The organism is Streptococcus atopicus, from assembly GCF_049166725.1.
Classification (GTDB): Bacteria; Bacillota; Bacilli; order Lactobacillales; family Streptococcaceae; genus Streptococcus; species Streptococcus hominis.
In genome coordinates this window covers 69,714-94,830 of record NZ_JBMHFC010000001.1, presented here as the reverse complement: position 1 = coordinate 94,830, position 25,117 = coordinate 69,714, and the positions used below count along the sequence as shown (strand labels likewise).

Annotated in this window: 17 protein-coding genes and 1 other annotated feature; of the genes, 2 read left to right on the top strand and 15 right to left on the bottom strand. The window is 39.4% G+C overall.

The window, feature by feature from the left end:
- The 12 genes from atpB to ACOMA9_RS00340 all read right to left on the bottom strand — a co-directional run bounded on the left by atpB (position 1) and on the right by ACOMA9_RS00340 (position 19,426).
- On the bottom strand, positions 1 to 714 hold the full coding sequence (gene atpB, locus ACOMA9_RS00395; RefSeq protein WP_151380135.1) for a F0F1 ATP synthase subunit A: 714 nt from the start codon (positions 712 to 714) through the stop codon (positions 1 to 3).
- Between the two features lie 39 nt (positions 715 to 753).
- Positions 754 to 954 carry a F0F1 ATP synthase subunit C gene (locus tag ACOMA9_RS00390; RefSeq protein WP_003025282.1) on the bottom strand — a complete coding sequence of 67 codons (201 nt, stop codon included), beginning with the start codon at positions 952 to 954 and terminating at the stop codon, positions 754 to 756.
- Between the two features lie 334 nt (positions 955 to 1,288).
- The gene (locus ACOMA9_RS00385; RefSeq protein WP_421424314.1) at positions 1,289 to 3,685 is read right to left on the bottom strand and encodes a glycogen/starch/alpha-glucan phosphorylase; all 2,397 of its coding nucleotides are present in this window, start codon (positions 3,683 to 3,685) and stop codon (positions 1,289 to 1,291) included.
- A gap of 24 nt (positions 3,686 to 3,709) precedes the next feature.
- Positions 3,710 to 5,140 (bottom strand): glycogen synthase GlgA, encoded by a 1,431-nt coding sequence (glgA, locus tag ACOMA9_RS00380; protein ID WP_049533577.1) that lies wholly within the window; start codon positions 5,138 to 5,140, stop codon positions 3,710 to 3,712.
- The gene (glgD, locus tag ACOMA9_RS00375) at positions 5,137 to 6,276 is read right to left on the bottom strand and encodes a glucose-1-phosphate adenylyltransferase subunit GlgD (RefSeq protein ID WP_049533578.1); all 1,140 of its coding nucleotides are present in this window, start codon (positions 6,274 to 6,276) and stop codon (positions 5,137 to 5,139) included. The genes glgA and glgD overlap by 4 nt, the downstream gene beginning before the upstream one ends.
- Positions 6,266 to 7,408 (bottom strand): glucose-1-phosphate adenylyltransferase, encoded by a 1,143-nt coding sequence (locus ACOMA9_RS00370; protein WP_057489607.1) that lies wholly within the window; start codon positions 7,406 to 7,408, stop codon positions 6,266 to 6,268. The genes glgD and ACOMA9_RS00370 overlap by 11 nt, the downstream gene beginning before the upstream one ends.
- Before the next feature lie 3 nt (positions 7,409 to 7,411).
- A complete protein-coding gene (gene glgB / locus ACOMA9_RS00365; protein WP_003040079.1) occupies positions 7,412 to 9,322 on the bottom strand; it encodes a 1,4-alpha-glucan branching protein GlgB in 1,911 nt (636 codons plus the stop codon).
- Between the two features lie 520 nt (positions 9,323 to 9,842).
- Entirely contained in the window at positions 9,843 to 13,523 is a 3,681-nt protein-coding gene (gene addA / locus ACOMA9_RS00360; protein WP_330945049.1) for a helicase-exonuclease AddAB subunit AddA, read from the bottom strand.
- Entirely contained in the window at positions 13,520 to 16,792 is a 3,273-nt protein-coding gene (rexB, locus tag ACOMA9_RS00355) for an ATP-dependent nuclease subunit B (protein WP_421424313.1), read from the bottom strand. The genes addA and rexB overlap by 4 nt, the downstream gene beginning before the upstream one ends.
- Positions 16,793 to 16,912: 120 nt before the next feature.
- Positions 16,913 to 18,127 carry an ABC transporter permease gene (locus tag ACOMA9_RS00350; RefSeq protein WP_330945019.1) on the bottom strand — a complete coding sequence of 405 codons (1,215 nt, stop codon included), beginning with the start codon at positions 18,125 to 18,127 and terminating at the stop codon, positions 16,913 to 16,915.
- Positions 18,124 to 19,017 (bottom strand): ABC transporter ATP-binding protein, encoded by an 894-nt coding sequence (locus tag ACOMA9_RS00345; RefSeq protein ID WP_247905730.1) that lies wholly within the window; start codon positions 19,015 to 19,017, stop codon positions 18,124 to 18,126. Before ACOMA9_RS00345 ends, ACOMA9_RS00350 begins: the two co-directional genes overlap by 4 nt.
- 196 nt (positions 19,018 to 19,213) lie before the next feature.
- Positions 19,214 to 19,426, bottom strand: a complete 213-nt coding sequence (locus ACOMA9_RS00340; RefSeq protein ID WP_003025304.1) for a YdbC family protein — start codon at positions 19,424 to 19,426, stop codon at positions 19,214 to 19,216.
- 87 nt (positions 19,427 to 19,513) lie between these two features.
- On the opposite strand from ACOMA9_RS00340, the gene ACOMA9_RS00335 reads away from it, so the two are divergent.
- The gene (locus ACOMA9_RS00335; RefSeq protein WP_049513661.1) at positions 19,514 to 19,855 is read left to right on the top strand and encodes a hypothetical protein; all 342 of its coding nucleotides are present in this window, start codon (positions 19,514 to 19,516) and stop codon (positions 19,853 to 19,855) included.
- 15 nt (positions 19,856 to 19,870) lie between these two features.
- On the opposite strand, the gene ACOMA9_RS00330 is transcribed toward ACOMA9_RS00335, so the two are convergent.
- From ACOMA9_RS00330 to trpX, 3 genes are read right to left on the bottom strand one after another with little or no spacing between them, the layout of a single operon-like run.
- A complete protein-coding gene (locus ACOMA9_RS00330) occupies positions 19,871 to 20,629 on the bottom strand; it encodes an ABC transporter ATP-binding protein (protein WP_049494093.1) in 759 nt (252 codons plus the stop codon).
- Positions 20,626 to 21,492, bottom strand: coding sequence for an ABC transporter permease (locus tag ACOMA9_RS00325; protein ID WP_144207958.1), 867 nt, complete (start codon positions 21,490 to 21,492; stop codon positions 20,626 to 20,628). The genes ACOMA9_RS00330 and ACOMA9_RS00325 overlap by 4 nt, the downstream gene beginning before the upstream one ends.
- Positions 21,493 to 21,536: 44 nt before the next feature.
- Positions 21,537 to 22,541, bottom strand: a complete 1,005-nt coding sequence (trpX, locus tag ACOMA9_RS00320; RefSeq protein ID WP_394468102.1) for a tryptophan ABC transporter substrate-binding protein — start codon at positions 22,539 to 22,541, stop codon at positions 21,537 to 21,539.
- Between the two features lie 131 nt (positions 22,542 to 22,672).
- Positions 22,673 to 22,909 (bottom strand) — a binding site (T-box leader).
- A gap of 118 nt (positions 22,910 to 23,027) precedes the next feature.
- Between trpX and fbp62 the strand changes: the two genes are divergently transcribed.
- The gene (gene fbp62, locus ACOMA9_RS00315; RefSeq protein WP_330945016.1) at positions 23,028 to 24,677 is read left to right on the top strand and encodes an Rqc2 family fibronectin-binding protein Fbp62; all 1,650 of its coding nucleotides are present in this window, start codon (positions 23,028 to 23,030) and stop codon (positions 24,675 to 24,677) included.
- Positions 24,678 to 25,117 lie beyond the last annotated feature (440 nt).

Sequence of the window (25,117 nt, the reverse complement as noted above, 5' to 3'; positions counted from 1 at the left end):
CTATTCCTCACCGTTAATTTTCTTACCCAGATACATAGATGTTAACATGGTAAACACGTATGCTTGAATACATGAAATAAAGACTGAAAAAGCAGTCCAAATGAGATTCAAGACAAATGCTATTGGATACCAAGCAGCAGCTTGTTGTGACAAAGTTAATAACAAGCCAGACAGAACTTCCCCTGCATAGATATTACCATAGATCCGCAAAGCCAAAGAAGCAAAATTGGTGAATTCTTCCAAGATATTCATTGGAGTCATTCCAGCAGGTGTCGCAAATGCCTTGAGATAAGCTTTCACTCCCCGTCGGCGAATCCCTTCAACATGACAAATTAAGGTAATCAAAAATGAAAATCCTAAGTCAAAGGCAAGATTGGCCGTTGGAGATGTCCATAGGTTATAACCATTTGTTGTCTGCACTTTTGCCATCAAACCAAGATTGTTAGCTACTGCAACGAAAAGGAATAAGGAAAAGATAAATAGAGAATAATTCTTTATATATTTATCGCCAATATTTCCCTTTGTAAAGCCAATAACAAAATCATAGAGGTATTCTAAAACATTTTGTTTGCCAGAAGGCTTCAGAGTCATTTTCCGACTAGCCCAATAAACAAAGGCAAATACGATAAATACAGTTAGAAGAGACATAGCAAGTAGAGTCAAATCAAAAGTCACAGGACCTAAAGTGATAGTTGGATTTATACTTTCTTCCAACGAACTCCACCCCCTTTTCTAAAGGATAACTTTCTTTTCTTATTTGATGATGAATGACATCGCAAGTGTTACGAAGAAAGTACCTTCGATAAAGGCAATCCCCATAATCATGAGCGTTCTCAACTGACCAATGATTTCTGGTTGACGTGATGCTGATTTAAATAGATTTGCCATTAAAAACCCTTCAGCGAGTGAAACACCCATACAGGCAAGACATAATCCAAAAAATGTTAAATTCATGATGAATTCTCCTTTATGTTTAAAATTTACTTACTTAGTTTAGTCCTAAAAATTCTTTTTGTCAAATGTTTTTGTCTTTTGGAAACGTTTTATACGGATTTCTTTCAATTTCCAAAAAAGTAGGCTATCCTGCAACAATTATGGTTTTAGAATAGTAGTAAAACGAACTTGATCCCACTATCAGTTTGTTGATGTGGAAATAGCTATTTCCAATTATCGAATTTTGTTTCCCTATATATGTATATTATAGGCAATCTTTATCGATTAAATATAGACAAAAACTACAATTCACTTTTTCAACAAAGAGGCTGGTTAAGTTCCAGCCCCTAGCTTATTACTTTTTCAGGTTCCAAATTTCTTTGGCGTATTGTTCAATCGTATCATCTGATGTGAATTTATCAGATGTTGCGATATTAATAAGGCTCATACGCGCCCATTTTTCTTTGTCGCGATAGAGTTGGTCAATCTTTTCTTGAGCCGCTACGTACGAAGTAAAATCTTCCAGAAGGAAGTATTCGTCATTGTGCGTAATCAAAGCTTCATAAATCTCAGAACCTTCATTCCGGACATTTGGAATGGTTCCATTCACAAAACTATCCACCACACGGCGAACCACAGGATTGCTTTCATAAACACCACGTGAGTAGTAATCATGACGGGCATAATGGTTATAGACTTCATCTTTGTCCATACCGAAAATTACAATATTGTCATCTCCGACTTCATCTTTGATTTCAATATTGGCTCCGTCAAGGGTTGCAAGAGTAATAGCGCCTGTCATCATAAATTTCATATTAGATGTACCAGAGGCTTCCTTAGAAGCAAGCGAGATTTGTTCTGACACATCTGCAGCGGGAATGATGAGTTCAGCCAAGCTGACCCGATAATTTTCAAGGAAAATAACTTTTAATTTACCTTGCAAGCTTTCATCATTGTTGATGAGATTAGCTACTTCGTTGATCAATTTGATAACAGATTTGGCAAAATGATAACCTGGCGCTGCCTTGGCACCAAAAATGAAGACACGCGGCACCATATCTTTATCAGGATTATCGTTCAAATCCCAATATAGTTTAAGAATATGGAGCAAATTGAGCAATTGACGCTTATAAGCATGAAGCCGTTTCACTTGTACATCAAAAATAGCTTCCGTTGACACTTCCACTCCTGTAGATTCTTTGATGAAAACTGCTAAGCGCGCCTTAGCTTCTTGCTTGACATTATAAAATTCACTCAAAACTTGCCGATCATCTTTGTAGTCTAAAAGTCTGCGAAGTTCATGAATATCCGTCCGCCAGCCGTTGCCAATCAAGCGGTCAATTTCATTTGACAATGGTTCATCTGCAATTTGCAACCAGCGACGTTGAATGATGCCATTTGTTTTATTATTGAATTTTTCAGGATAAATGGCATAAAAATCACGCAACGTATCTTCTTTGAGCAACTCTGTGTGAAGTTTTGCCACTCCATTGACTGAATGTCCACCAATAATTGCGAGATGCGCCATGTGGACTTGATTATCTTTGACAATCCGAGTATTTTCAATCACTTGCGGATCAATACCGCGTGTAGCCATATCAGAAACATAGCGATTGTCAATTTCAAGAATGATTTGGTAAACACGAGGAAGAACATTTTTAAAGAGTTCCGCATCCCATTTTTCCAAGGCTTCCGAAAGAATGGTGTGATTGGTATAACTCATCGTCTTTACTGTTGCATTCCAAGCGTCTGCCCATTCAAGACCGCAGTCATCAAGTAAAAGCCGCATAAACTCTGCTGGTGCAACCGCTGGGTGGGTATCGTTGATATGGACCGATACCTTTTCATGAATTTGCTCTAAAGGCAGACCTTGTTTCCGATAGGATTTGATAATAGTCTGCAAACCCGCACTAGTCATGAAATATTCTTGAATCAAGCGCAGTTCTTTTCCTTCGTAACTTGAATCATCTGGATACAAAATAGCCGTAATATCTTGCACTTTGCGGCGTGCTTCAATCGTTGGATATTCTAGTTCATATTCTTCAGGAATTTCAACATCCCATAAACGAAGATTGTTGACAGTATCATTTTCAAAACCAATTTGTGGCACGTCGTAAGGTACTGCACGAAGAGTTTGTGAATTTTCATAAACAGGAACGATCCGACCTTCCTTGTTGGCTTGAAGATAGACATTCCCAAAAATTTTGACATCTACAACATCGTGATCTTTCCGCGTTTCCCAGACGTTTCCTAGACTACCAAACCAATCATCAGGCAACTCGACTTGGTAACCGTCCACAATTTTTTGTTTGAAAAGTCCGTAGCGATAGCGGATTCCATTACCAAATCCCGGATAGCCTGTAGTTGCAAGCGAATCCATAAAAGCTGCTGCAAGGCGACCAAGACCGCCATTCCCTAATGCCATATCGTGTTCAGCCCGTTTTACAGCTGTAAAATCAATACCTAATTCGTCAAAACCTTCTTTGACAACATCGAGGATTCCAAGATTTAGCAAATTAGTTTCCAGCATCCGCCCAGGTAGAAATTCAATCGAAAAGTAATAAGCAATTTTTTGCTTGTCTTCTACTAATTTGTTTCGTCGCTCCAACCACATAGGAGTGATGTATTTGCGAATTGTACGTGCTAAGGTTTGAAACAGTTCTGCCGGAGTGGCATCTTCTACTTTAATCAATTGTTCTTCATGCAAAATATCCTTAAAATCATGAAGAAACTGCTCTTTTGTTAGTTTCATTTCTTAACGGCAAACTCCTTTCTATCAATAAAGAGATTGGTACAAATGACTGTAAGCTTGGCTAGCTGTATCCCATGAAAAATCGCGTTCCATAGCCTGTCTTTGAAGGTTATACCATGTATCTTTATCATTGTGGTATACGTCAATAGCCATGTCAAATGTCCATTTCAGCCAGTAACCTGAGAAATTATTAAAGCTAAATCCAGTTCCTGTTCCTTCATAAGCATTGTAGGGTTGAACGGTGTCACGAAGACCACCAACTTCATGTACAAGTGGTAATGTTCCATAACGCATGGCCATCATTTGGGACAATCCACATGGCTCAAAGCGACTTGGCATTAAGAACATATCACAAGCTGCATAAATTTCTTGCGCTAATTTCACATCAAAAGTGATATTGGCAGATAATTTTTCTGGATAGGCTTGACCAAACCAAGCAAATGATTGCTCAAAAGATGGGTCTCCTGTTCCTAAAAGGATAATTTGTACATCATCTTGTAGTAAATTGTGTAATTGATCCACAACTAAATCAAAACCTTTTTGCCGAGTCAAACGTGATACAATCCCTACTAGAGGTACATCATCTCGCACAGGCAGACCAACTTTTTCTTGCAACGCACGCTTATTAGCAAGTTTGCCAGATAAATCATCTTTATTAAAATGATGATCCAGTAACGCATCTGTTTCTGGATTATAAATATCTGTATCGATTCCATTGACAATACCTGAGACTTTACCCGACTCCATCCGCAAAATTTGATCCAAACCGCAACCAAACTCTGGTGTCATAATTTCATGTGCATAACTTGGTGACACGGTTGTCACACGATCTGCATACAGTATCCCTGCTTTCATCCAGTTGAGGCAGTCATTCCAACGCAATGTTCCATCTGCATAGCGCTCATAACCCACTCCGAATAAATCCCAGAGCATCCCATCAGAAAATTGCCCTTGAAATTCTAAATTGTGAATGGTTAAAACAGTCCGAATACCATGATAAGCCTGAATCCAATGGTATTTTTCTTTCACCAAAAATGGAATCATTGCTGTATGATAATCATGCACATGTAATACATCTGGAATGAAATCTACTCTTTCCATCAACTCAACAGCAGCCATTTGGAAATAAGCAAAACGCTCACCATCATCAAAATCGCCATAAACATGTCCACGGAAGAAATAGTATTGATTGTCTATAAAGTAGAAGGTCACACCATTTAAAACGGTACGTTTCACACCGACATATTGACCACGCCAACCAACCTTCACTTCAAAATGGAACAAGTCTTCCATTTGGTCGCCAAACTTTTTATCCACCATATCATAGTATGGAAGAATGACGCCCACTTCATGACCTGCCTTCACAAGAGATTTAGGGAGAGCGCCAATGACGTCTCCCAAACCTCCTGTTTTAGAAAAAGGTGCCCCTTCTGCTGCTACAAATAAAATTTTCATTGAATTCTATCCTCTGTTACTTTTTCACCTTTTTTAATGACAACTGGGTTATCAGCTGTTCCACGAATTGTTATATTTTCTGCAATTTCAACACCCTTATCCAAGATTGCATACTCAACTACTGCATTTTCACCAATAAGGACACGTGGGAAGAGAATGCTGTTTTTAACACTACTTCCTTTGTTAACGCGGGTATTACGAGAAATGACAGAATCAATCACTTCTCCTTCCACGATACTACCAGAAGCGAATTGAGAATTTGAAACCTTAGAACCGACTGCATAATAAGTTGGCTCTTCATTTTTTACTTTGGTATAAATCTTTTGATTTGGGGAGAAAAGAGAATAGAATTTTTGCGAATCAAGCATATCAATATTGGCATTGAAGTACGAAGTGACAGAATGAATATTTGCTAAATAACCCGTATATTCATAAGCAAACGCTTTTTCCTGAGTAGCTAAATCACGTAAAACATAACGTAATTTTTGAGGAAATTCTTTTTGTGCTTCTATTTCTAACTTTTCAATCAGCCAAGGTGTATCCACAACAAAGATATCCGTTGACATGTTGTACAAATCCTGATCTTTTTTATCATCAAAAAGATGGTGATTTTTCACATGATCTGTTTCATCAATTTCCAAAACAGCGTTGACTTCGGAAATTTCTTCTTTTGGTAATTTTTTATAGACAACTGTGATCGGTTGATCAGTTGTACCATGTAAGTGGAAGACTTGGTTCAAGTCGATGTTCACCAAAACATCACAGTTCAATGCTACCGTTTGATCGCTGCCCGAACGTTTTAAGTAGGTCAATAATTGCTCGTAGTATTCTTTACCAACAGTAGAACTTTCTACGCGCGTATTATAAATACCAAGATAGTAGTGACTCAAAAGAGTAGACAGCCCCCATTCACGTCCAGAACGGATATGGTCAAAGACAGAACTAATATTATCTTGTTGGAAAATGCAAAAGACGCTCCGAATCCCTGCATTTGCTAAGCTGGATAATGGAAAGTCAATCAACCGATATTTCCCACCAAAAGGCAAGCTGGCAACTGGACGATGACTTGTCAAAGTAGACATATCATGAAATCCAACTGTATTTCCTAAAATTGCTGAATATTTATCAATCTTCATCTGATGGTACCCCCACTTTCTCATTGTATCCGATAACTTGTACTTCGTCTGTTCCATCAATTTCTACACCATCAGAAATGATAGCTCCTTCACCGATAATAGCACGTTTGATTTTTGCTCCTTGACCAATGATAGCTCCACTCATAACAACAGAATCTTCTACAACTGCATCTTTACGCACCTGAGCTTCCGTAGAAAGAATCGAATGTTTAACTGTTCCATCCACAAGACAGCCGTCTACAACCAAAGAATCTTCAACATGAGCGTTCTCCCCAAGGAAGTTTGGTGGGGAAATCAAGTTCCGTGAGTAAATTTTCCATTGACGATCACGGCTATCTAAGGCATTATTGGGATCGATATATTCCATATTAGCTTCCCAGAGAGATTCAATCGTTCCAACATCTTTCCAATATCCCTTAAATTCATAAGCATAAACACTTTCGCCGGATTCAAGATAATTTGGAATAACATTCTTACCGAAGTCAGACATATCTACATTGCTCTTTTCAGCAGCTACCAGCATAGTACGCAGGCGTTTCCAGTCAAAGATATAAATCCCCATAGAAGCCTTAGTAGACTTAGGTTCAGCTGGTTTTTCTTCAAATTCGACAATGCGATTATTGGCATCTGTATTCATGATACCAAAACGACTTGCTTCTTTCAGAGGGACATCTAGAACAGCCACTGTTAAGCTGGCATTGTTATCTTTATGAGACTGAAGCATATCATCATAATCCATTTTGTAAATGTGATCACCAGACAAAATCAAGACATATTCAGGATTGATAGTATCAATATAATCAATGTTTTGATAAATCGCATGGCTCGTTCCTTCAAACCAACGATTTCCTTCACTTGCTGAGTAAGGCTGGAGAATGGATACTCCTGTATTAATGCCGTCAAGTCCCCAACTAGAGCCATTCCCAATATGACTATTCAAAGCTAATGGTTGATATTGAGTAATGACACCAACATTATGAATCCCTGAATTCGCACAATTGGACAAAGCAAAGTCAATGATACGGTAACGTCCACCAAATTGTACTGCTGGTTTGGCAATACTTTGAGTGAGTTTTCCAAGACGCGTTCCTTGCCCACCGGCAAGAATCAAAGCTAGCATTTCATTCTTCATTTGTTACTCCTTTTTGGACTTTTTACTTACATTTGCTGATTTCACACGACGTTTAATCTTCCAAATACTTGCCCCTAATGCTGGCAAAGTAAAGGTCAACGTCTGAGGATAATCCTTCCACAAGCCTTCTTGAGACTGAACCGTTTGATTGTGCTCTTTCCACACACCTCCCCATTCTTCTAATTCCGTATTCCAAATTTCTTCATATATGGCTGCTACCGGAACACCAATAGTAAAGTCTTTGCGCTCTACCGGAGCCATATTAAAGACGCAAACTAACATATCTCCCTTGTCATTTTTCCGAATAAAGGAAAGCACACTTTGATCTGTATTATCCGCATCAATAATCTCTAAACCGTCCCAACTCAAGTCATTTTCCCATAAAACACGATTTTCTTTATAAAGCTGATTGAGCTGAGAAGTGAAATGCTGCATCTTGGCATTCATATCATCAGCCAAATCACGCCATTCCAAAGATTCTTCGCATTTCCACTCTAAGAATTGTCCCCATTCACTACCCATGAAAAGAAGCTTCTTCCCTGGGTGACACATTTGATATGTATAGAGATTTCGCAGACCAGCAAATTGATTGTAGCGGTCTCCCCACATCTTATGCATGAGGCTCTTCTTACCATGTACCACTTCATCATGAGAGAACGGCAGTAAGAAATTTTCAGAGAAGGCGTACATGAAACTAAAGGTTACTAGATTAAAATCATACTTGCGGTAAATTGGGTCTTCTTCGTAGAAGCGCAGAATATCATTCATCCAGCCCATGTTCCACTTGTAGTCAAATCCAAGACCACCCATTTCTGCCATACCTGTAATCTTTGTATCACTCGTGCTTTCCTCTGCAATCATCATGACATCTGGATGAGCCAGTTTGATAACCGTGTTCAAGCGTTGAAGGAAGTAATAGCCCTCGTAGTTGCGATTGCCACCATCAATATTTGGTTGCCATGGACCACTATCATAATCTAGGTAGAGCATGTTGCTGACGGCATCCACACGGATTCCGTCTAAGTGATAAAAATCAATCCAAAACTTGATACTAGAAATCAAGAAAGACTGCACTTCATTCTTTCCTAAGTCAAAATTGAGAGCGCCCCAGCCGTAATTATGGGCACGGTCATGATCTTGATACTCAAATGTAGGCGTACCGTCATAATAAGCCAAAGCATCATCATTGATAGTGAAATGTCCTGGCACCCAGTCTACGATTACTCCGATATTATTGATATGACATTCTTCAACAAAATCACGGAATTCTTCTGGCGTACCGTAAGTATGTTCAAGAGCAAAGTACCCCATCAACTGATAGCCCCAACTCAACCCAAGTGGATGCGCCATAAGAGGCATGAATTCCACATGTGTGTAATTCATTTTGACAAGATACGGAATGAGTTCATCTTTTAATTGGGCAAATGAATACGGAGTCCCATCCTCGTTTTTCTTCCAAGATCCTGCATGAGCTTCGTAAATATTCACCGGTCTAGAGAAAAATCCCCAACGTTTTCTGCGAGCCAACCACAGACCGTCTTTCCATTTCTTTTCAGGAATTGTTCGAACAACAGCTCCTGTGCCAGGACGTTTTTCAAAATAAACTGCCAGCGGATCAATTTTCAAAATTTCTTGCCCGCTACTTCGTTTGATGTTGTATTTGTAAATGTCTCCTTCCTTAGGTAAATCCGTAAACACTTCCCATACGCCACCTTCATTACGTGCCATAGGGATTTGATTTTCATACCAGTCGGTAAAGTCTCCAATCAGATGCACACTCTGAGCATTCGGTGCCCATACACGAAATGTATAGCCACTTTGCCCATCTACTTCATCTTGATGAGCCCCCAAATAGTGCTGCAAATGGAAATTTTCACCTGTGGTAAAAGTTCTCAATGCTTCTTGTCTATCCATTTTTTCACCTCGTTTTGTAAGCGTTTTCTATGATTCTATTTTACTATTTTTCCTATTGCTTTTCAAGTAAATTTCCATTATTATTACAAAAAATTCTCAAAACCGAACATTTCTTCAAATAATGCCCACTATTAGCAAAAATAACTAGATTTTGTTAAAATTTTAAACTTTTCATTCCATTCCTACTAAATAGTCGATAAAAGAGTAAACTTTTTTAAATGAAAATTTTCATAAAGGTCTAGACAGCTTTACAAAAAAAGCCGCACAAAGCCGCCTTTTGATTTAGTTTATAAGATTAAATCGCAACAACAGGATATAATTTCAAATATCATTCCTCCATCGTCTGGTTACATACTAGTTTACCGTATTTTTCTGAAATTTTCAATAACTTTCTCTAAAAAATCAGCTAATTTGTAAACTTTTTTTGTTTTTTACAACTCAAATATTCGGAAATAGAGGATTCTATTTTTGTAAAAAAGAATTGGGAGCATTCATCAGCCCAATTCTCTAAAAATCTTATCTAGTCTACTTTTACTACTTGAAGTTGAACTCCGCCTAGCAGCACTAGATATTTTTCTATTTTTTCAATACCATACGAACGACGAAGGGCTTCAGCATAAAGTGATAATTGTGCTTGGTAGCGCTCCACTAATTCACTTGGATTTGTATATTGATCTGTCTTATAATCAAAGAGAACGATACGATCAGCCAGTCGGAGATAACCGTCCAAAATTCCACGAACTACAAAATCCTGTCCGCTCGCTTGATCTTGCTTTAACATAGCAAAAGGAGCTTCACGATATACTCTATCTGTATGCTTCAAAAGCAGCTGTCCAAGTTCAGTCCCAAAGAAACTAGCTATCTTTTGCAAATCAATCTTCTTTTTAACACTTTCTTCTGCCTGAACCTGTTTTAAAACTTTTCTCAAAATAACTATCGTAGGGGCTTGATCCAAAGGAATACGCTGCATCAGTTCATGGATAGCACTACCGATTTGCGCTCCTGTAACAGGGGCTTTTTTAGCAAAGTCTGGTAGTTCAAAAGAAGTTTTTCCAATAAAATCTGGAGTTTTTTTCTCCATAATTTCAACGCCGTCTGTGTCCATGACCGGCTCATAAAATTTCTTGATTTGGCTCGGTGTCCGAACACTTGGCAAATGGATGGCTGCTCGATACTGAGTATTTAGCCTGTCCACATTTTCCAAAATATCCAAAGCCCTGCGAATATCCTCAGACTGGCGATTGTGCGCTAAGTTCTCCTCGACAATCCGTTCCTTTAGCTTTAGCTGACCTATTTTCTCACTTGTTAAATCGCTATCCGTCACAAATCGGGTTGAAAAGGTTAAGTCATCATTCTTAAAGACGGTTTGCAAAGCCCAAATCCAGTCTTGAAAACTTGTCATAGTTTGCCTAATGGAGGCTGCTAAACGACCTTTTTCAGGAGCAGGGAAGGTCTTTTTCTCCAAGCTTTCTTGACGACCTTTGCCAACCAGATATAGCTTTCTTTCTGCCCGCGTCATAGCAACATAGAGCAGACGCATTTGCTCAGAAATACTTTCCAAATGAATCTCACGCTCATTTTGCACATAAGGAAGAGTATCGATAGACAAACGAACATGATTAGGCGCCAACTTATCAGTTACATCTACCGCTACGTCCGCGACATACTTGATACCGACGCCATTTTGACGACTGAGAATCAAGGCAGAGCTGCTATCCTTACGATTGAAGGCTTTATCCGTATTAAGCAAAAATACATATTTAAATTCCAAACCTTTGCTCTTATGAACTGTCATCAAGCGGACTGCATGCTTCGGAGCCGCAACGACGACACTCGCCAAATCGTTCTGTGTCTCCAATATTTTGTCAATCATCCCAATAAAACGAGATAGACCTTTAAAACTCATCTTTTCGTAGTCATTTGCTCGCAAAGTAAGAGCGTAGAGATTTGCCTGACGTCCCGCTCCATTTGGTAAAGCTCCCACATAATCGTAATAAAAACGATCTTGATAAATTTTCCAAAGCAAATCATAGAGCGAATTTATTTTTGCAAATTCTCGCCAATCCAGCAGTATTTCTTGAAACTGCTGGATTTTCTTTAAAATAGGAGGTGTAATGAGTTCGGGATGTTGGCCGTGTCCACTCAAAGCGTTTTTCAATTTCTCATAGAGATTTTCCTGATGAACAACGTGATTAGCTTCAGTCACCTTTTTTTGCAAGGCCAAACGAGCCAATTCATCCTCAGTAAAGGTGAACATTGGTGACTTTAGAAGTGCCACCAAAGCGTAATCATTGAGAGGGTTGTTAATTGTACGCAAGGTGTCTAACATCACCATGACTTCAACAGACTGAAGGTAATTGTCCTCACCACCGTCTGAAACGACAGGAATACCATATTTAGCGAACTCAGCTAGAATCATATCGTTGCGTGTGCGTGAAGCTGTTAGCAAAGTAATATCCTCAAATTGGACATTTTCCTCATTGTGCAGACGGATAATTTCCTTAATGACCAGCGCTACTTCTCCTGCAGAAACAGAAGAAACATCCTTGTCATTCTCCTCATTATTCGTCTCAAGTGTTCCGTCATAAATGAGAAACTCCGTCTGATATTGTGGATTTGGCTCTTTCTTATCAGGATTTCCAGCTACCAGATAATGCGTCTCATTGTAATCAATTTCTCCCACTTCCTCATCCATGAGACGTTTGAAAACGTCATTCGTGGCTTCCAAGACTTCCACATGACTGCGGAAATTCTCTTTCAAAACAATCAATTTCCCTTGCTGGCTATCGTCTTGATACAACTTGAACTTATCGTTAAAAATCTGTGGATCAGCCTGACGAAAACGATAAATAGACTGCTTAATATCCCCCACCATAAAGCGATTATGTCCATTTGATAACAGTTCTAGCATACGTTCTTGCGTATGATTGGTGTCTTGATACTCATCCACCATAACTTCATGATATTTATTTCGATAAAAATGGCGCACATCAGGAAATTCTTCCAAAATCTGAATAGCAAAATGACTGACGTCTGCAAACTCAAACGCATTTTCTTCTTTTTTGCGGTTCAAATAACTTTCAACAAATGCTTTCATAAACCGTTGTAAGACAAGCAGGATTTCCTTTGCTTCTTCATGATAGGTCACTTGAAATTCAAAGCGATAAAATTGATCTGCCAAATCTCGTAAAACTTGAATTTTTTCTTTGCGCTTTTCATTATAGGTGTTGATGATTTCTTTTAATTCTTCTTTGCGTCCGCTGTTTGTCAAGGCTTTGCCATTGCTTGCGCGTGAAATCTCTACAATTCTATCAAGTGCTGTGACATAAGCTTCCTCAGAGGACTGTCCTTGTAAGCTTGCCAGACAATCAAGCACACTCTGAACATTTTCAAGGTATTTTGCTTTTGGAAATTCCTTGGCTTCATTCGCCAAATGATAATGGAAAAAATCTTCTAGGTCATAAAGAGCTTCTTTTATTTGTGCTAAAAGTCGCGCTTTTTCTTCTTGAAAATCCGCACGCTCATAGCCTTTCAAAAAGTCTTTTCCCAACCATGCTATTGGACTACTGGTGGATTGCAAAAAAGCATAAATCTTATAAACCTGCTCTCGAAAACCGAGCAAATCTTTTCTTTGACCGATAAAGTTTTTGACTAATTTTTTAAATAAATCAGCCTGATCAGATTGATAGAATTCTTCAAAAACTTGCTCGAAAACTTCATTTTGCAGCAATAACTGCTCACTTGCGCTTTGTAAAATGCGAAAATTCGGCGCCAATTCTAGGAGATAACCATATTTATTTAGGACTTTTTGGGTGAAAGAGTCCATGGTACCAATGTCAGCATTCGGAATATCAGCTAATTGCTGCGCCAAGTGCTGTTTGAGCTCCTCATCATCTGTTGCCTTCAAAACCTTGGATAACTCTTTTTCCAAGCGCTCTTTTAGCTCACTTGCGGCTTTAACGGTAAAGGTCGAAATGAAGAGCTGGTCAATGCGAACTCCCCGCAAAATTTGGTCAACAATCCGCTGCACCATAACAAAGGTTTTTCCTGATCCTGCAGAAGCAGACACAAGAATATTTTGACCGGAGGAGTAAATAGCTTCGATTTGCTCTGGTGTACGTTTTTGAGCTTTGTCAGACTGAGCTTCTCGTTCCTGCAAAGTATAGATTTCTTCCTGACTCAAAAATGGAATCTGTCTCATTTTTCTAGCTCCTCCTTCATCTTTTCTATCCATGCTTGACGCTTCTTTTCACCTGTCGGGTGGCTATCTAACTTAACCAAATGGCGGGCGCTAGAGAGGTGAAGGTTAGCTTCAAATCCCGTAATGGACTTGTACTGCTCCACAAAAGGTGCAATACTTCTGCCATTTTCCGTATAAGGATTGATGTAAAAATGCCCTGCCAAGATCTGCTCAGCAGCACGGCGATACAAGAGTGCATTATAAGCCAACAATGTCTCCAGCTCCTCTTGACTCAACAGATTCACTTTCTTTTTATCGTACAAACCATTCAGCTGACGAGCCTGCTCAGACAAGAACAGACCTTTGTATTCTAGGTTCTTCATTGCTTCTTTGACAGCGTCGCCTTGCGACTTCGTCTTGGCTAAAGGCACAAGTGGATTGGTCATCTGCAAATACATGGCACCAAAAGTCTGTACTTCATCATTCGCCCACTTTTCTTGCTTCAACGCCATTAGATATGTAGGCAATTGAGAATTTAGACCATTGAAAAATTTTTGAAAATCAAAATTTGTGTCACTTGATTTATAATCCACAATTCCCAGACTACCGTCACTTCTCAATCGGTCAATGCGGTCAACTTTCCCTCGAATTTGAAGATTGCGTCCGTCTGACAAGGTTAGAACATTTGTTTCTTCCTGTCCGAAAACAGCCTCTTCTTGAATGGTTTCGACTAAATCATTTCTCTCTAAAACCTGTCCTGTCGCATGCACGGTGTCCAGCAAAACTTCATGAGCAAATAATGCTTCTGCATTTTCTGTATAAAGAGCTTCAAATTCCGCTTCCTGACTCGCTTCTTGAATGGCTTTTTCTAGACGATGATCGAATGACTCACTAGACTGCTCTTGCATAACTTTTTCAAACACACGATGCAGAAAATTTCCATGACTACGCGCATCTGGATGAATCGTCATTTCTTCCTGCAAAGACAAGACGTACTTCAAAAAATAAGCATATTGATTGCGATAGAATTCTGTCAAAGCTGAAGTAGATAGCTGAAATGCTTGCTGAGGCGGATAAAGAACTTGTAATGTCTGCGTTGACAAGGTTTCTGTTTCAAGACTTGACGTTACATTAGGAATCGAAATCCCTTCGCTTTCCAATTTTTTGCGCAAAACCCGTACGACGACTGACCAAAAAGTCTGTTCTTTCTCAGTCAGAGAACGCTCCCGATCAATATCCCCTTGATTCAACTCAATAACCCTCGCCAACAGAGCTCGATAAGTTCCAATATCATCACTTGTTGCCTGCGGACGCTTCACTTCAATCGGCAGCTCAATTGGTCGTTCATGCAATTCTAACAAATATGGAGAAATGTTGTTCTCTATTTCATTGACAATCTGAGGAGTGGAGAGCACCAACCTCTCCGTTGCAGCATTCAGAAGTGACAAGGCGACAAAACGATTTTTCTGGAGATTTTCCTGAGCAGCAATCAGCAACTCCGAATGCTCATCAGTTGCTTCATTTAATCGTAATCGGTCTTCATCTGACAAGAGGCTCTTGTTTTGCGCAATTTTTGGAAAATAGTCTTGAGTCAAACCAACAGCATAGACAAAAGGACTTGACAAAGGCTCGATCAAATCATAAGACTGAACGGTCACAACGTCTACCGTTGCTGGAATAGTCCGATAATTGGATAACAGCATTCCTGACTGCACTAAAGTCAAAAAATCATCTAGCTTGACCTTGTTAGCTGAAAAGACACTAGCAAATTGTTCCAAAACATGACAAAAAGCCTTCCAGACTTCTTCTTGTCTTTCTTGGTCTTGCGGGTTCGTAAAATCTACTAAAGAAGCAAAATTCTGAGAAAAAGCAATCTCTGTCAAAAAGTGATGAAATTTCTGGAGCAGACCTGTCGCTGTTTGACTGCGAGATTTGAAAAATTCCAAGAGCGGAGTGGCTATTTTTTTTCTTAATTGATTGATGTGAATCAAGTCAAATTTTTGATGCTGATTGTGAGTAAAATCTTTAGAAAATTTACTAATCCCTTTTACATCCGCAAAGCGAATATATTGCTCAAACAAATCCAGCTCTTCTTGCGTTAAACGACCATAAAGACCTGTCTTCACAAGATTGAGCAAATCCTCCGTCCGAAAATTATAGCGTTTCAAACGCACTAAAGATTCGATAAATTGCACCAAAGGGTGATGTGCCATAGACTCGCTTCGCCCCAGATAAAAGGGAATCTGATACTGATCAAAAATCGTCTTTAACTGCAAACGATAGGCTTCTACATCTCCCAAAAGAACGCGAATATCCTTGTAGCGAGCACCGTCATGAACTCGCTGGCGAATGCTCTTTGCCACATATTCCAGTTCTTCTTTTTGATTGACAGTCGACCAAATCTGTACATGCGAGCGGTCTTGCTCCGTCAATTCCAACTCAACATCTGAGAAATCATAGCGGCTTTCTAGCAGTTTTGAAATCTTTCCAAAAGCATCATCTGGCTGTATTGACGGTCTATATTCAGGTTTTACCTTATATTTATCTGCCAAATGGCGCAAGAAATCCACGCTAGCCTGATAGAGATTGCCCTCTCGAAAAGTCGCACGATAAGCTTTTTCACTTGCATAAGCACCAATGACGATTTCCACACCTTTACGATGTAGCAGCTCTACCAAATAAGCTTCCTCAGCAGAAAACCGTGTAAAACCGTCAATGACCAAAGCCAATCCTTGCAATTCTTTATCTACATCAGCTGCTATAATGTGATTGGCAAAGGCCATGATATTTGACTCAGAAGTAAATTCACTCTGATTCAGCTGATGCATAACAGCTTGTAAAATCTTGATTAAATCTGCTTTTTTCTCGTCTTCATCCAGATAGTCCAAGTCTGCAACAGTCATTTGAGCTTCTTGCAACTCATGATAAAGCTCAACCAATTGCTGAATAAACTGCGCATCCGTCCGAATGCCGCCGTACACCTGCAAATCATGCTCTTCCATTTCAGATAAGACCTTATAAAAGAGCATTTCCAAACCAATATCGTCTAGTGGTCTGCCTTGCTGCACATCATTGAGGACAAAATAACGCGCCATCTGCGCAAAACGTGTCACCGTAATGGCAAATGAAGCACGGTTTTCTAAAAGACGCAAAACAGCTCTTTCCTTTTCAAATGAAAGAGAGTTGGGTGCAATATAAAACACGCGCTTGCCTGCTTGTGCTAAACGCTCTGCTTCTTCTGTTAGAATGTTTGTTAAGGGATTGCGAATATCCGTATAAAGTAATTTCATGAGCATCCTTTTTGTCAAAATATAGTCCTATTATATCATTTTTAAAGTTTTTCAACAGCGATTGACTACATACCTTTTCAAGAAAAAAATCCCCACAAGAATACTTGTGGAGAACGATTTTTAATGATAAGCTAAAGCTTTTTTGAAGCTCTTCCAAATGCCAATGTCATCTGTTTGTAAAATTAAACTGGAGTAAATCCGACCGATATAAACTGTCATTCCTAAGGTAAAGACAAAGGCAATGGCAAATGAAATCCAAGCTTCTAGCCCATTTGCATAACCGTTAATCGCACGGAAGGGCATAAAGAAGGTCGAAATGAATGGAATAAAAGAACCAACTTTAAGCAAAATTGTGTCACCAGCGTTTCCAAGAGCCGTCACTCCCAAAAATCCCAAAATAATCAGCATCACAACAGGCTGAACAGCTTTCCCAACGTCTTCAATCCTCGTTACCATTGAGCCTAAAAAGGCAGATAAAACCACAAACATAAAGACACTCAAGGTGATAAAAGCAATAGTATTAAAGGAAATTGCCTCTCCCAAATGCTTCATCAGATTTGGATTGGCATCTAAGAATTCTTTTACAAAAGAAATCTGGTCTGAAAAAGCAAGCAACAGCACTGCACCGATTACATAAATGCTGACATGGGTCAAGATAACTGCAAAAATCCCTGCCATTCGACCATAGAAATATTCAGAAGCCTTGATACTGGAGAAAATAACCTCCATAATCTTCGTCCCTTTTTCGCTTGCAATTTCTTGAGCAGTGGAGCTTGTGTAAACAATGAGAATCATATAAAGTACAAGACCAATTGCTGTTGCGACAATCGTTTGAGTGGCCTTCTTCGCTTCTTTCTTCTCATCAATCTTTTCTTTGAAATCAATAGCTCTTGAAAGTAGCTTCACTTGATTAGCTGATAAATTAGCTTGGCTAATATTTGCAACCTGTTGCAACTGCATCAGTTTCTGTGTAATTTCAATTTTTGTAGCACTACTCATGCTCGTATCTGCAAAATAAGTTGCCTTGATTTGCCCCTCTTCTTCTGATACTAGCAAATATCCGCCAACCTCGCCATCTTTTACAGCTTTCTTAGCTGTTGCTTCATCTTTATAATTGATGTCCAGATTCTTAGTATCTTTCAAAACTTCCTTCACTTGAGCATTGTTTGATACAACTGCGACCCGACTAGAATTGCTACTTGACATGGAAGAAAGATACCCAACTCCAAAACTAAGACCAATAAAGATGAAAGGAGAAAGAACCATGAAGACAAAACTCCATGACTTGACATGACGAAGATAGGTTTCTTTGATAACAATTAAAGTCTGTTTCATACTTCCACCCCTGATTCTAACTTAAAGATTTCATCAATTGTTGGAGCTTGTTGGTCAAAAGTTTCAATATATTGTCCTTTAGTCAACAAGTCAAACAATTCCTTACCAGCTGCTTCGTCATCTAATATCAATCGCCATGTTCCTTGGTTGGTTAGATTGGCTTTACTTACGTGAGGAAGTGCTTCTAATTCCGTTTGAGACAGCGAGCTAGACACAAACAGACGTGTTTTGCCGTATTGATTACGAACTTCTTGCACGCTGCCATCTAAAATGACTTTCCCATCACGAATCATGACAACATCATCACACAATTCTTCCACATTGGTCATCACATGGTCAGAGAAAATAATGGTTGCTCCTCGCTCTTTTTCCTCAATAATAACTTGTTTCAAAATCTCGGTATTCACAGGATCCAAACCACTAAATGGCTCGTCTAGGATAATCAAGTTTGGTTCATGCAAGAGTGTGATAATCAGCTGAACCTTTTGTTGATTCCCTTTGGACAAGCTCTTGATTTTATCAGTCACTTTGCCTTTGACTTGCAAGCGCTCCATCCACTGAGGCAATTTTTCTTTCACAACTGCATTTGGCACTCCCTTTAAGTTTGCCAAATACCGCACTTGCTCATAAACGGTTAACTTAGGCATCAGACTTCGCTCTTCTGGCAAATAACCAATTTTCCGATAAGTCTCCTGAGAAATCGGTTGCTTATCAAATGTAATGTTTCCGCTGTATTCTAAAAAATGCAGAATACTGTGGAAAATCGTTGTTTTTCCAGCACCATTCTTTCCGATCAGACCGAGGATTTGTCCTGATTCAGCCCTGAAATCAACACCAAATAGCACTTGTTTTTGCCCAAAACTTTTTTCTAACTTCTGAATTTCAAGCATCCTAAACCTCCTAAAATTCTAAGCTCACTATATGTATATATACAATCTCTATATTTAATAGTATAACATTTTGAAAGCGCATTTTCAAGTTTTTGTGTAAAATTCCCTTATTTTCTACAGCAAAAAGAGAGCCATCAACAATTGCCCACAGTGCGACTGCCTCTCACTCTCTTGCCTTGATTCTATTTGCGCTTTACTAAGCTTTAAAAGCATCCACTAATACTTGAAATTCTTCATTGGAGAGCGTAATCCCTTTCCCCATTTTTGTATGGTCAGGACTCCAACTACGAATATCATATTTAGCTGGCGCACCATTGAAACTCACTCGATTCAGCTCTTTCGTCCAGCCTTTATCATTTTCTGATAACACCAATAACTTTTCTTCTATCTCAAATTTGAATTCTGACATTTTTGTCTCCTTTTTCTTCTTTCTTGATTTATTCGTAAAAAATTTACTTTTTTAGCGAGTTTGTTATATAATATATTGTAACAAGTTATGGAGAATTTAGCTATGAAAAAATTTCTCGAAATGATTTTAGAGCGAGCAAGTGAATTTATCAATTACAAAAAGGATACGCAAGAGGTAGAGGAAGACAATGCCAATATTTTGCAAACGATTGAAACAGCTTTGCAAAAAAAATCGGGTGTACATGTCATTTTTTCAGATAAAAGTTTTACTGGTGATATTGTCAAATATGACAAAGAGCGTCAGCAATTGATTGTTAAAAACTTCCAGAAAAGTATGTCAACGATTATTCGTATTTCAGATATTAAGCGGATTCGTCTGGTTCCCAACACTATCAGAGAAGCGCAAAAAAGAAATTCCAACCTCAACTAGGAGATTGGAATTTTTTTATTCAAATAAGCTGTAATAATCCGCGATTGTCATTTTCGCTTTCTCTTCTTGATGTAAGTCTTGGATAATTTGTCCGTCTTTCATGACAATCAAGCGATTGCCGTATTTAAGAGCATCTTCCATGTGGTGAGTAATCATGAGAGCAGTCAGTTGGTCACGATTCACAAATTCATCTGTCAGACTCATCAATGCCACACTGGTTTTGGGGTCAAGCGCTGCTGTATGCTCATCCAAAAGCAACAGCTCAGGGCGTTTGAGAGTCGCCATTAAAAGACTCAATGCCTGTCTTTGTCCGCCAGAGAGAAATTCAATCGGCGTATCTAAGTGTTTTTCTAAACCATTGCCGATTTTGTCTATCGTCTCCTGAAATTCTTTGCGATAATGGCTCAGACGGCGTGGCACTAGACGGCGTTTTTCACCACGAAATTTAGCAATCAATAGGTTTTCTGCCACCGTCATGCGCGGAGCTGTTCCCATCTTTGGGTCTTGAAAAACGCGCGATAGATACTTAGCCCGTTTTTCTGGCGAATAACTGGTCACATTTTCACCTAGAATATAAATGCTGCCACTCGTCAATGGCAATGTTCCTGCGATGACATTGAAAAGCGTGGATTTCCCTGCCCCATTTCCACCTAAAATGGTAATGAAGTCATGCTCAAAAATATCCAGTGAAACATCATTTAAAATAACTTTTTCTTCCTCAATACCTGTGTTGACAATTTTTGTCGCGTTTTTTAATTCTACAATTGCTGTCATTTGCTTAACTTGACTCCTTTAAAGAATTTATTTTTGAAAGTCGGAATCATGAGACAAATTGCCAAGATAACCGCACTGTAAAGGCGAAGATAGCTGGTATTAAAGCCAAGCGCAATCACGCCCCAAATCAGGAATTGATAGAAAATAGACCCGACAACAATCGTCAATAGACGTTCTGCCAATGTCAGGCTGGTAAAAAGCACCTCTCCGATAATGAGACTGGCAAGCCCCACAACGATGACACCAATCCCACGCGAGACATCCGCATAACCTTCTTGCTGGGCAATAAGAGCACCAGCTAGGGCAATGACGCCATTAGACAGCACCAACCCCATTAACTCCATTCGTCCTGTGTGAATGCCAAAACTCCTTGCCATATCCGGATTATCACCCGTGGCAATATAGGCTTGACCCAATTTTGTATCTAAGAAAAAGAGCAATGCTGCAATTACCAAGCTAACAAAAATCAATCCTGTCAGAAGATTGTTTAATTCGACAGAAAATGGCAAAAAGTCCTGAATTTGCTTCGTTCCGAGAAGTCCAAGATTAGCCCGCCCCATTAGCATGAGCATAATGGAGTGGCAGGAAGTCATGACCAAAATCCCTGAAAGGAGAGTAGGAATTTTCCCCTTAGTATAGAGAAGCCCTGTTACCATGCCTGCCAGACAGCCAGCTAGAATGGCAGCAGCAGTTGCTAGAAAAGGATTGATTCCCTTACTAATTAGCGTAACTGCCACTGCTCCGCCCAATGGAAAAGATCCTTCTGTAGTCATATCAGGGAAATTTAAAATGCGGAAAGTCATAAAAATCCCCAAGCCTAAAATAGCCCAAACAAGTCCTTGTGAGACAATTGAAATAATCATACTGTTGTCCTAACTTTTAAAAATATCGTTTCTTATCAATCGGATTACTCAATGACTTGTCCTGCTTTTTTCAGAACATCATCTGGAATCGTTATTCCTAGCTGAGCAGCCATTTTTTTGTTCACAACTGATTTGCCAGTAGCAAAGATTTCAACAGCTGTGTCTGCTGGTTTGGCACCTTTCAAAATTTTCGCTGTCATTTTTCCAGTCGCCACTCCAAGATCTTTTTGATCGACAACAACCGAGCCCAGACCGCCTTCTTCTACCATAGCTGTCGCACTTGGATAGATAGGTTTTTTAGCCGTTTGATTGCTGGAAACAACTGTTGAAAAAGCTGAAGCAATGGTGTTGTCAATTGGAATCCAAATAGCATCTACCTTTCCTGTCATCACATTCATGGTTGAAGCAATCTCATTTGTAGAAGGTACAGCATAAGGAAGCACTTTATAACCTGCTTTTTCAGCCAAAGCTGTAAATTCTTCTACCTGCGTTTTTGAATTGTCTTCACTGCTTGAATAAAGAACGCCAATTGTTTTCACATTCGGTGTTAATTGTCTGATGAGCTCCAATTGCTGCTTAGCTGGATTGTGGTCAGACACACCTGTAATGTTGCCTCCCGGCTTTTTCAAATCCTTTACTAAATTCGCCCCAACTGGATCAGTCACTGCTCCCATAACAACTGGCTTGTCTTTTGTTGCACTAGCCAACCCTTGAGCCGCAGGCGTTGCGATTCCAATCAGCACGTCGTTGTCATTTGCGACTAATTGCTTGCTCATTGTTGCCACTTTACTTTGATCACCTTCTGCATTCATAAAGTCAATCTTGATCTTCTTGCCTTTATAACCTTCTTGTGCCAATCCTTCTTGAATCCCTTTATAAATCAAATCAAGTGACGGATGACTGACATATTGCAGCACACCAACTTTTACTGTTTTTGTTGTATTGCTTGTCTTCGTCGCTTTCTCGCCATTTACACTAGAATAAATAATGCCTCCGACAACTAATACCACCAAAAGAGCAATCATTCCCATTAACCGTTTGTTTTTCATATCTGTTCTCCATTTCGTATTTTCTAATTTTTATTCAAGTAAAAGCCAGAGTCGCCATCGTTTAAACATATTTTTACCTCCATTAACGAGACTGAAACAATAAAAGAAAAACCCACACACAGTTCATCCTGTGTGAGGGCGTAAATCGCGGTGCCACCTCAATTATGGGAAAAATAATAGACTTATCCCACATCTCAATCTTGTCTAACAACAAGTTGCACTGTAAGGTGTGCTCACCGAATTTTTATCGTTTCAAATTCAACTTCTATCCATTAGCCCAATTTCATAAAACGCTGCTGCTTGTTTTCACCAACCACAAGCTCTCTGTCAACAACTATTTTATTACTTTTCTAATTTGATATTATTTTAGAGGTTTCTGAAACAAATGTCAAGTGTTTTGTCAAACTTTTCTGACAATAATTTTCCAACCTTTTCTTGCTATTTTTTGTTATAATCTTCTTTAGTATCATTCAAGGAGAGAAAACCATGTCCTTTGACGGATTTTTTTTACACCACATGACAGAGGAATTGCGGCAACAGTTGCTATATGGTCGCATTCAAAAAATCAACCAACCTTTTGAGCAGGAATTAGTGCTGCAAATCCGCAGCAATCGGCAAAATCACAAATTGCTCTTATCCGCTCACCCTGTTTTTGGTCGCATTCAACTAACCAATACCAGCTTTGAAAATCCTGCAGTGCCTAATACATTCATTATGGTCATGCGGAAATACTTGCAAGGCGCTACGATTGAAAGCATTGAACAGATTGACAATGACCGAGTTTTGGAAATCTCTGTCTCTAATAAAAATGAAATTGGAGATAGCGTGGCAGCAACTCTAGTCATCGAAATCATGGGTAAACACAGCAATATCATCTTAATGGACAAGGCAAGTGGTAATATCATTGAGGCCATTAAGCATGTGGGCTTCTCGCAGAATAGTTACCGCACGATTCTGCCGGGCTCGACCTATGTCGCTCCACCTCAAACAGGTAACCGTAATCCATTTACGATTTCTAATGAAAAGTTATTTGAAATTCTCCAGACAGAGGATTTATCAGCTCATTCTTTACAAAAGCTGTTCCAAGGCTTGGGGCGCGATACAGCGACCGAGCTCAGTCAGCGCTTAACGAGTGAGAAACTAAAAACCTTCCGTGCTTTCTTTGCCAGTCCCACACAAGCTCATCTGACAACCAAATCCTTTGCCCCCATTCTTTTTTCGGACAGTCAGAAAGAATTTCCGAGCTTATCGCAGCTACTAGACGATTTCTATCAAGACAAGGCGGAACGTGATCGCGTTAATCAGCAAGCCAGTGAACTGATTCATCGAGTAGAGAATGAATTAGAAAAAAACCGCAAGAAATTAAAAAAACAAGAGCAGGAATTAGTCGCGACTGAAAATGCGGAGGAATTTCGCCAAAAAGGAGAACTCCTCACTACTTTTTTGCACCAAGTTCCCAACAATCAAGACCAAGTAGAACTGGACAATTACTACACAAGTGAGAAAATTACTATTGTGTTGGATAAAGCTTTGACCCCTAACCAAAATGCTCAGCGCTATTTTAAGAAATACCAAAAGCTGAAAGAAGCAGTCAAGCATTTAACGGGACTGATTGAAGAAACTAAAGAAACCATTCAATATTTGGAGAGTGTAGAAACAGCTTTGTCACAAGCTAATCTCACAGAAATTACAGAAATCCGAGAAGAATTGATTCAGACAGGCTTTATTCGTCGACGTCAGCGTGAAAAAATCCAAAAACGGAAAAAACCAGAGAAATATTTGTCTACTGATGGACAGACAGTTATTCTGGTTGGACGAAACAATCTGCAAAATGATGAGTTGACCTTTAAAATGGCGAAAAAAGAGGAACTCTGGTTTCATGCCAAGGATATTCCCGGCAGTCACGTGGTCATCACAGGCAATCTGCAACCAAGTGATGAGGTCAAGACAGATGCTGCGGAATTGGCGGCATACTTTTCTAAGGCGAGATTGTCCAATCTCGTTCAGGTGGATATGATTGAAGTCAAAAAACTTAACAAGCCAACAGGTGGTAAACCTGGTTTTGTAACCTACACGGGGCAAAAGACCCTACGCGTTACTCCTGATGAAGCCAAAATTAAATCCATGAAGATGTAAGGTGTCTACTAACTGGTACCTTTTTCTGACTATTTTTTATATGTCCGACCCTCGGATGAAATGAATTTCTTTTCAGGTAAGCTGTCTGACCCTCGGACGGAATGAATCTCTTTTCACGCAAGCTATCCGACCCTCGGACGGAATGAATCTCTTTTCAGGCACTCTGTCCGACCCTCGGACAGAGTAAATCAGTTCTCAAGCAGGTCGTCAATGTGAATGACAGCTCAAACCAATTCTCGTTCACTTCTTCGACCGGGGCGACAGCTTAAACTAGTTCTCATTCACTCCGTCGACCGGGACGACAGCTTAAACCAGTTCTCGTTCACTTTGTCGACCGAGGCGACAGCTACGAACTTATTCTCATTACAAGGACTTCTTAGAAAAGTAAAAGGCTTAAAATCAGTGCTTTTAACAACACGATTTTAAGCCTTTTTGGCATC

What these genes read in the sequence shown, in the direction of transcription:
- trpX (WP_394468102.1), bottom strand. Translation starts at nt 22,541, where the DNA reads ATGAAAAACAAACGGTTAATGGGAATGATTGCTCTTTTGGTGGTATTA.
- ACOMA9_RS00385 (WP_421424314.1), bottom strand. Translation starts at nt 3,685, where the DNA reads ATGAAACTAACAAAAGAGCAGTTTCTTCATGATTTTAAGGATATTTTG.
- addA (WP_330945049.1), bottom strand. Translation starts at nt 13,523, where the DNA reads ATGAGACAGATTCCATTTTTGAGTCAGGAAGAAATCTATACTTTGCAG.
- ACOMA9_RS00370 (WP_057489607.1), bottom strand. Translation starts at nt 7,408, where the DNA reads ATGAAGAATGAAATGCTAGCTTTGATTCTTGCCGGTGGGCAAGGAACG.
- fbp62 (WP_330945016.1), top strand. Translation starts at nt 23,028, where the DNA reads ATGTCCTTTGACGGATTTTTTTTACACCACATGACAGAGGAATTGCGG.
- rexB (WP_421424313.1), bottom strand. Translation starts at nt 16,792, where the DNA reads ATGAAATTACTTTATACGGATATTCGCAATCCCTTAACAAACATTCTA.
- ACOMA9_RS00390 (WP_003025282.1), bottom strand. Translation starts at nt 954, where the DNA reads ATGAATTTAACATTTTTTGGATTATGTCTTGCCTGTATGGGTGTTTCA.
- glgD (WP_049533578.1), bottom strand. Translation starts at nt 6,276, where the DNA reads ATGAAGATTGATAAATATTCAGCAATTTTAGGAAATACAGTTGGATTT.
- glgB (WP_003040079.1), bottom strand. Translation starts at nt 9,322, where the DNA reads ATGGATAGACAAGAAGCATTGAGAACTTTTACCACAGGTGAAAATTTC.
- ACOMA9_RS00340 (WP_003025304.1), bottom strand. Translation starts at nt 19,426, where the DNA reads ATGTCAGAATTCAAATTTGAGATAGAAGAAAAGTTATTGGTGTTATCA.
- ACOMA9_RS00345 (WP_247905730.1), bottom strand. Translation starts at nt 19,017, where the DNA reads ATGCTTGAAATTCAGAAGTTAGAAAAAAGTTTTGGGCAAAAACAAGTG.
- ACOMA9_RS00325 (WP_144207958.1), bottom strand. Translation starts at nt 21,492, where the DNA reads ATGATTATTTCAATTGTCTCACAAGGACTTGTTTGGGCTATTTTAGGC.
- ACOMA9_RS00350 (WP_330945019.1), bottom strand. Translation starts at nt 18,127, where the DNA reads ATGAAACAGACTTTAATTGTTATCAAAGAAACCTATCTTCGTCATGTC.
- ACOMA9_RS00335 (WP_049513661.1), top strand. Translation starts at nt 19,514, where the DNA reads ATGGAGAATTTAGCTATGAAAAAATTTCTCGAAATGATTTTAGAGCGA.
- ACOMA9_RS00330 (WP_049494093.1), bottom strand. Translation starts at nt 20,629, where the DNA reads ATGACAGCAATTGTAGAATTAAAAAACGCGACAAAAATTGTCAACACA.
- glgA (WP_049533577.1), bottom strand. Translation starts at nt 5,140, where the DNA reads ATGAAAATTTTATTTGTAGCAGCAGAAGGGGCACCTTTTTCTAAAACA.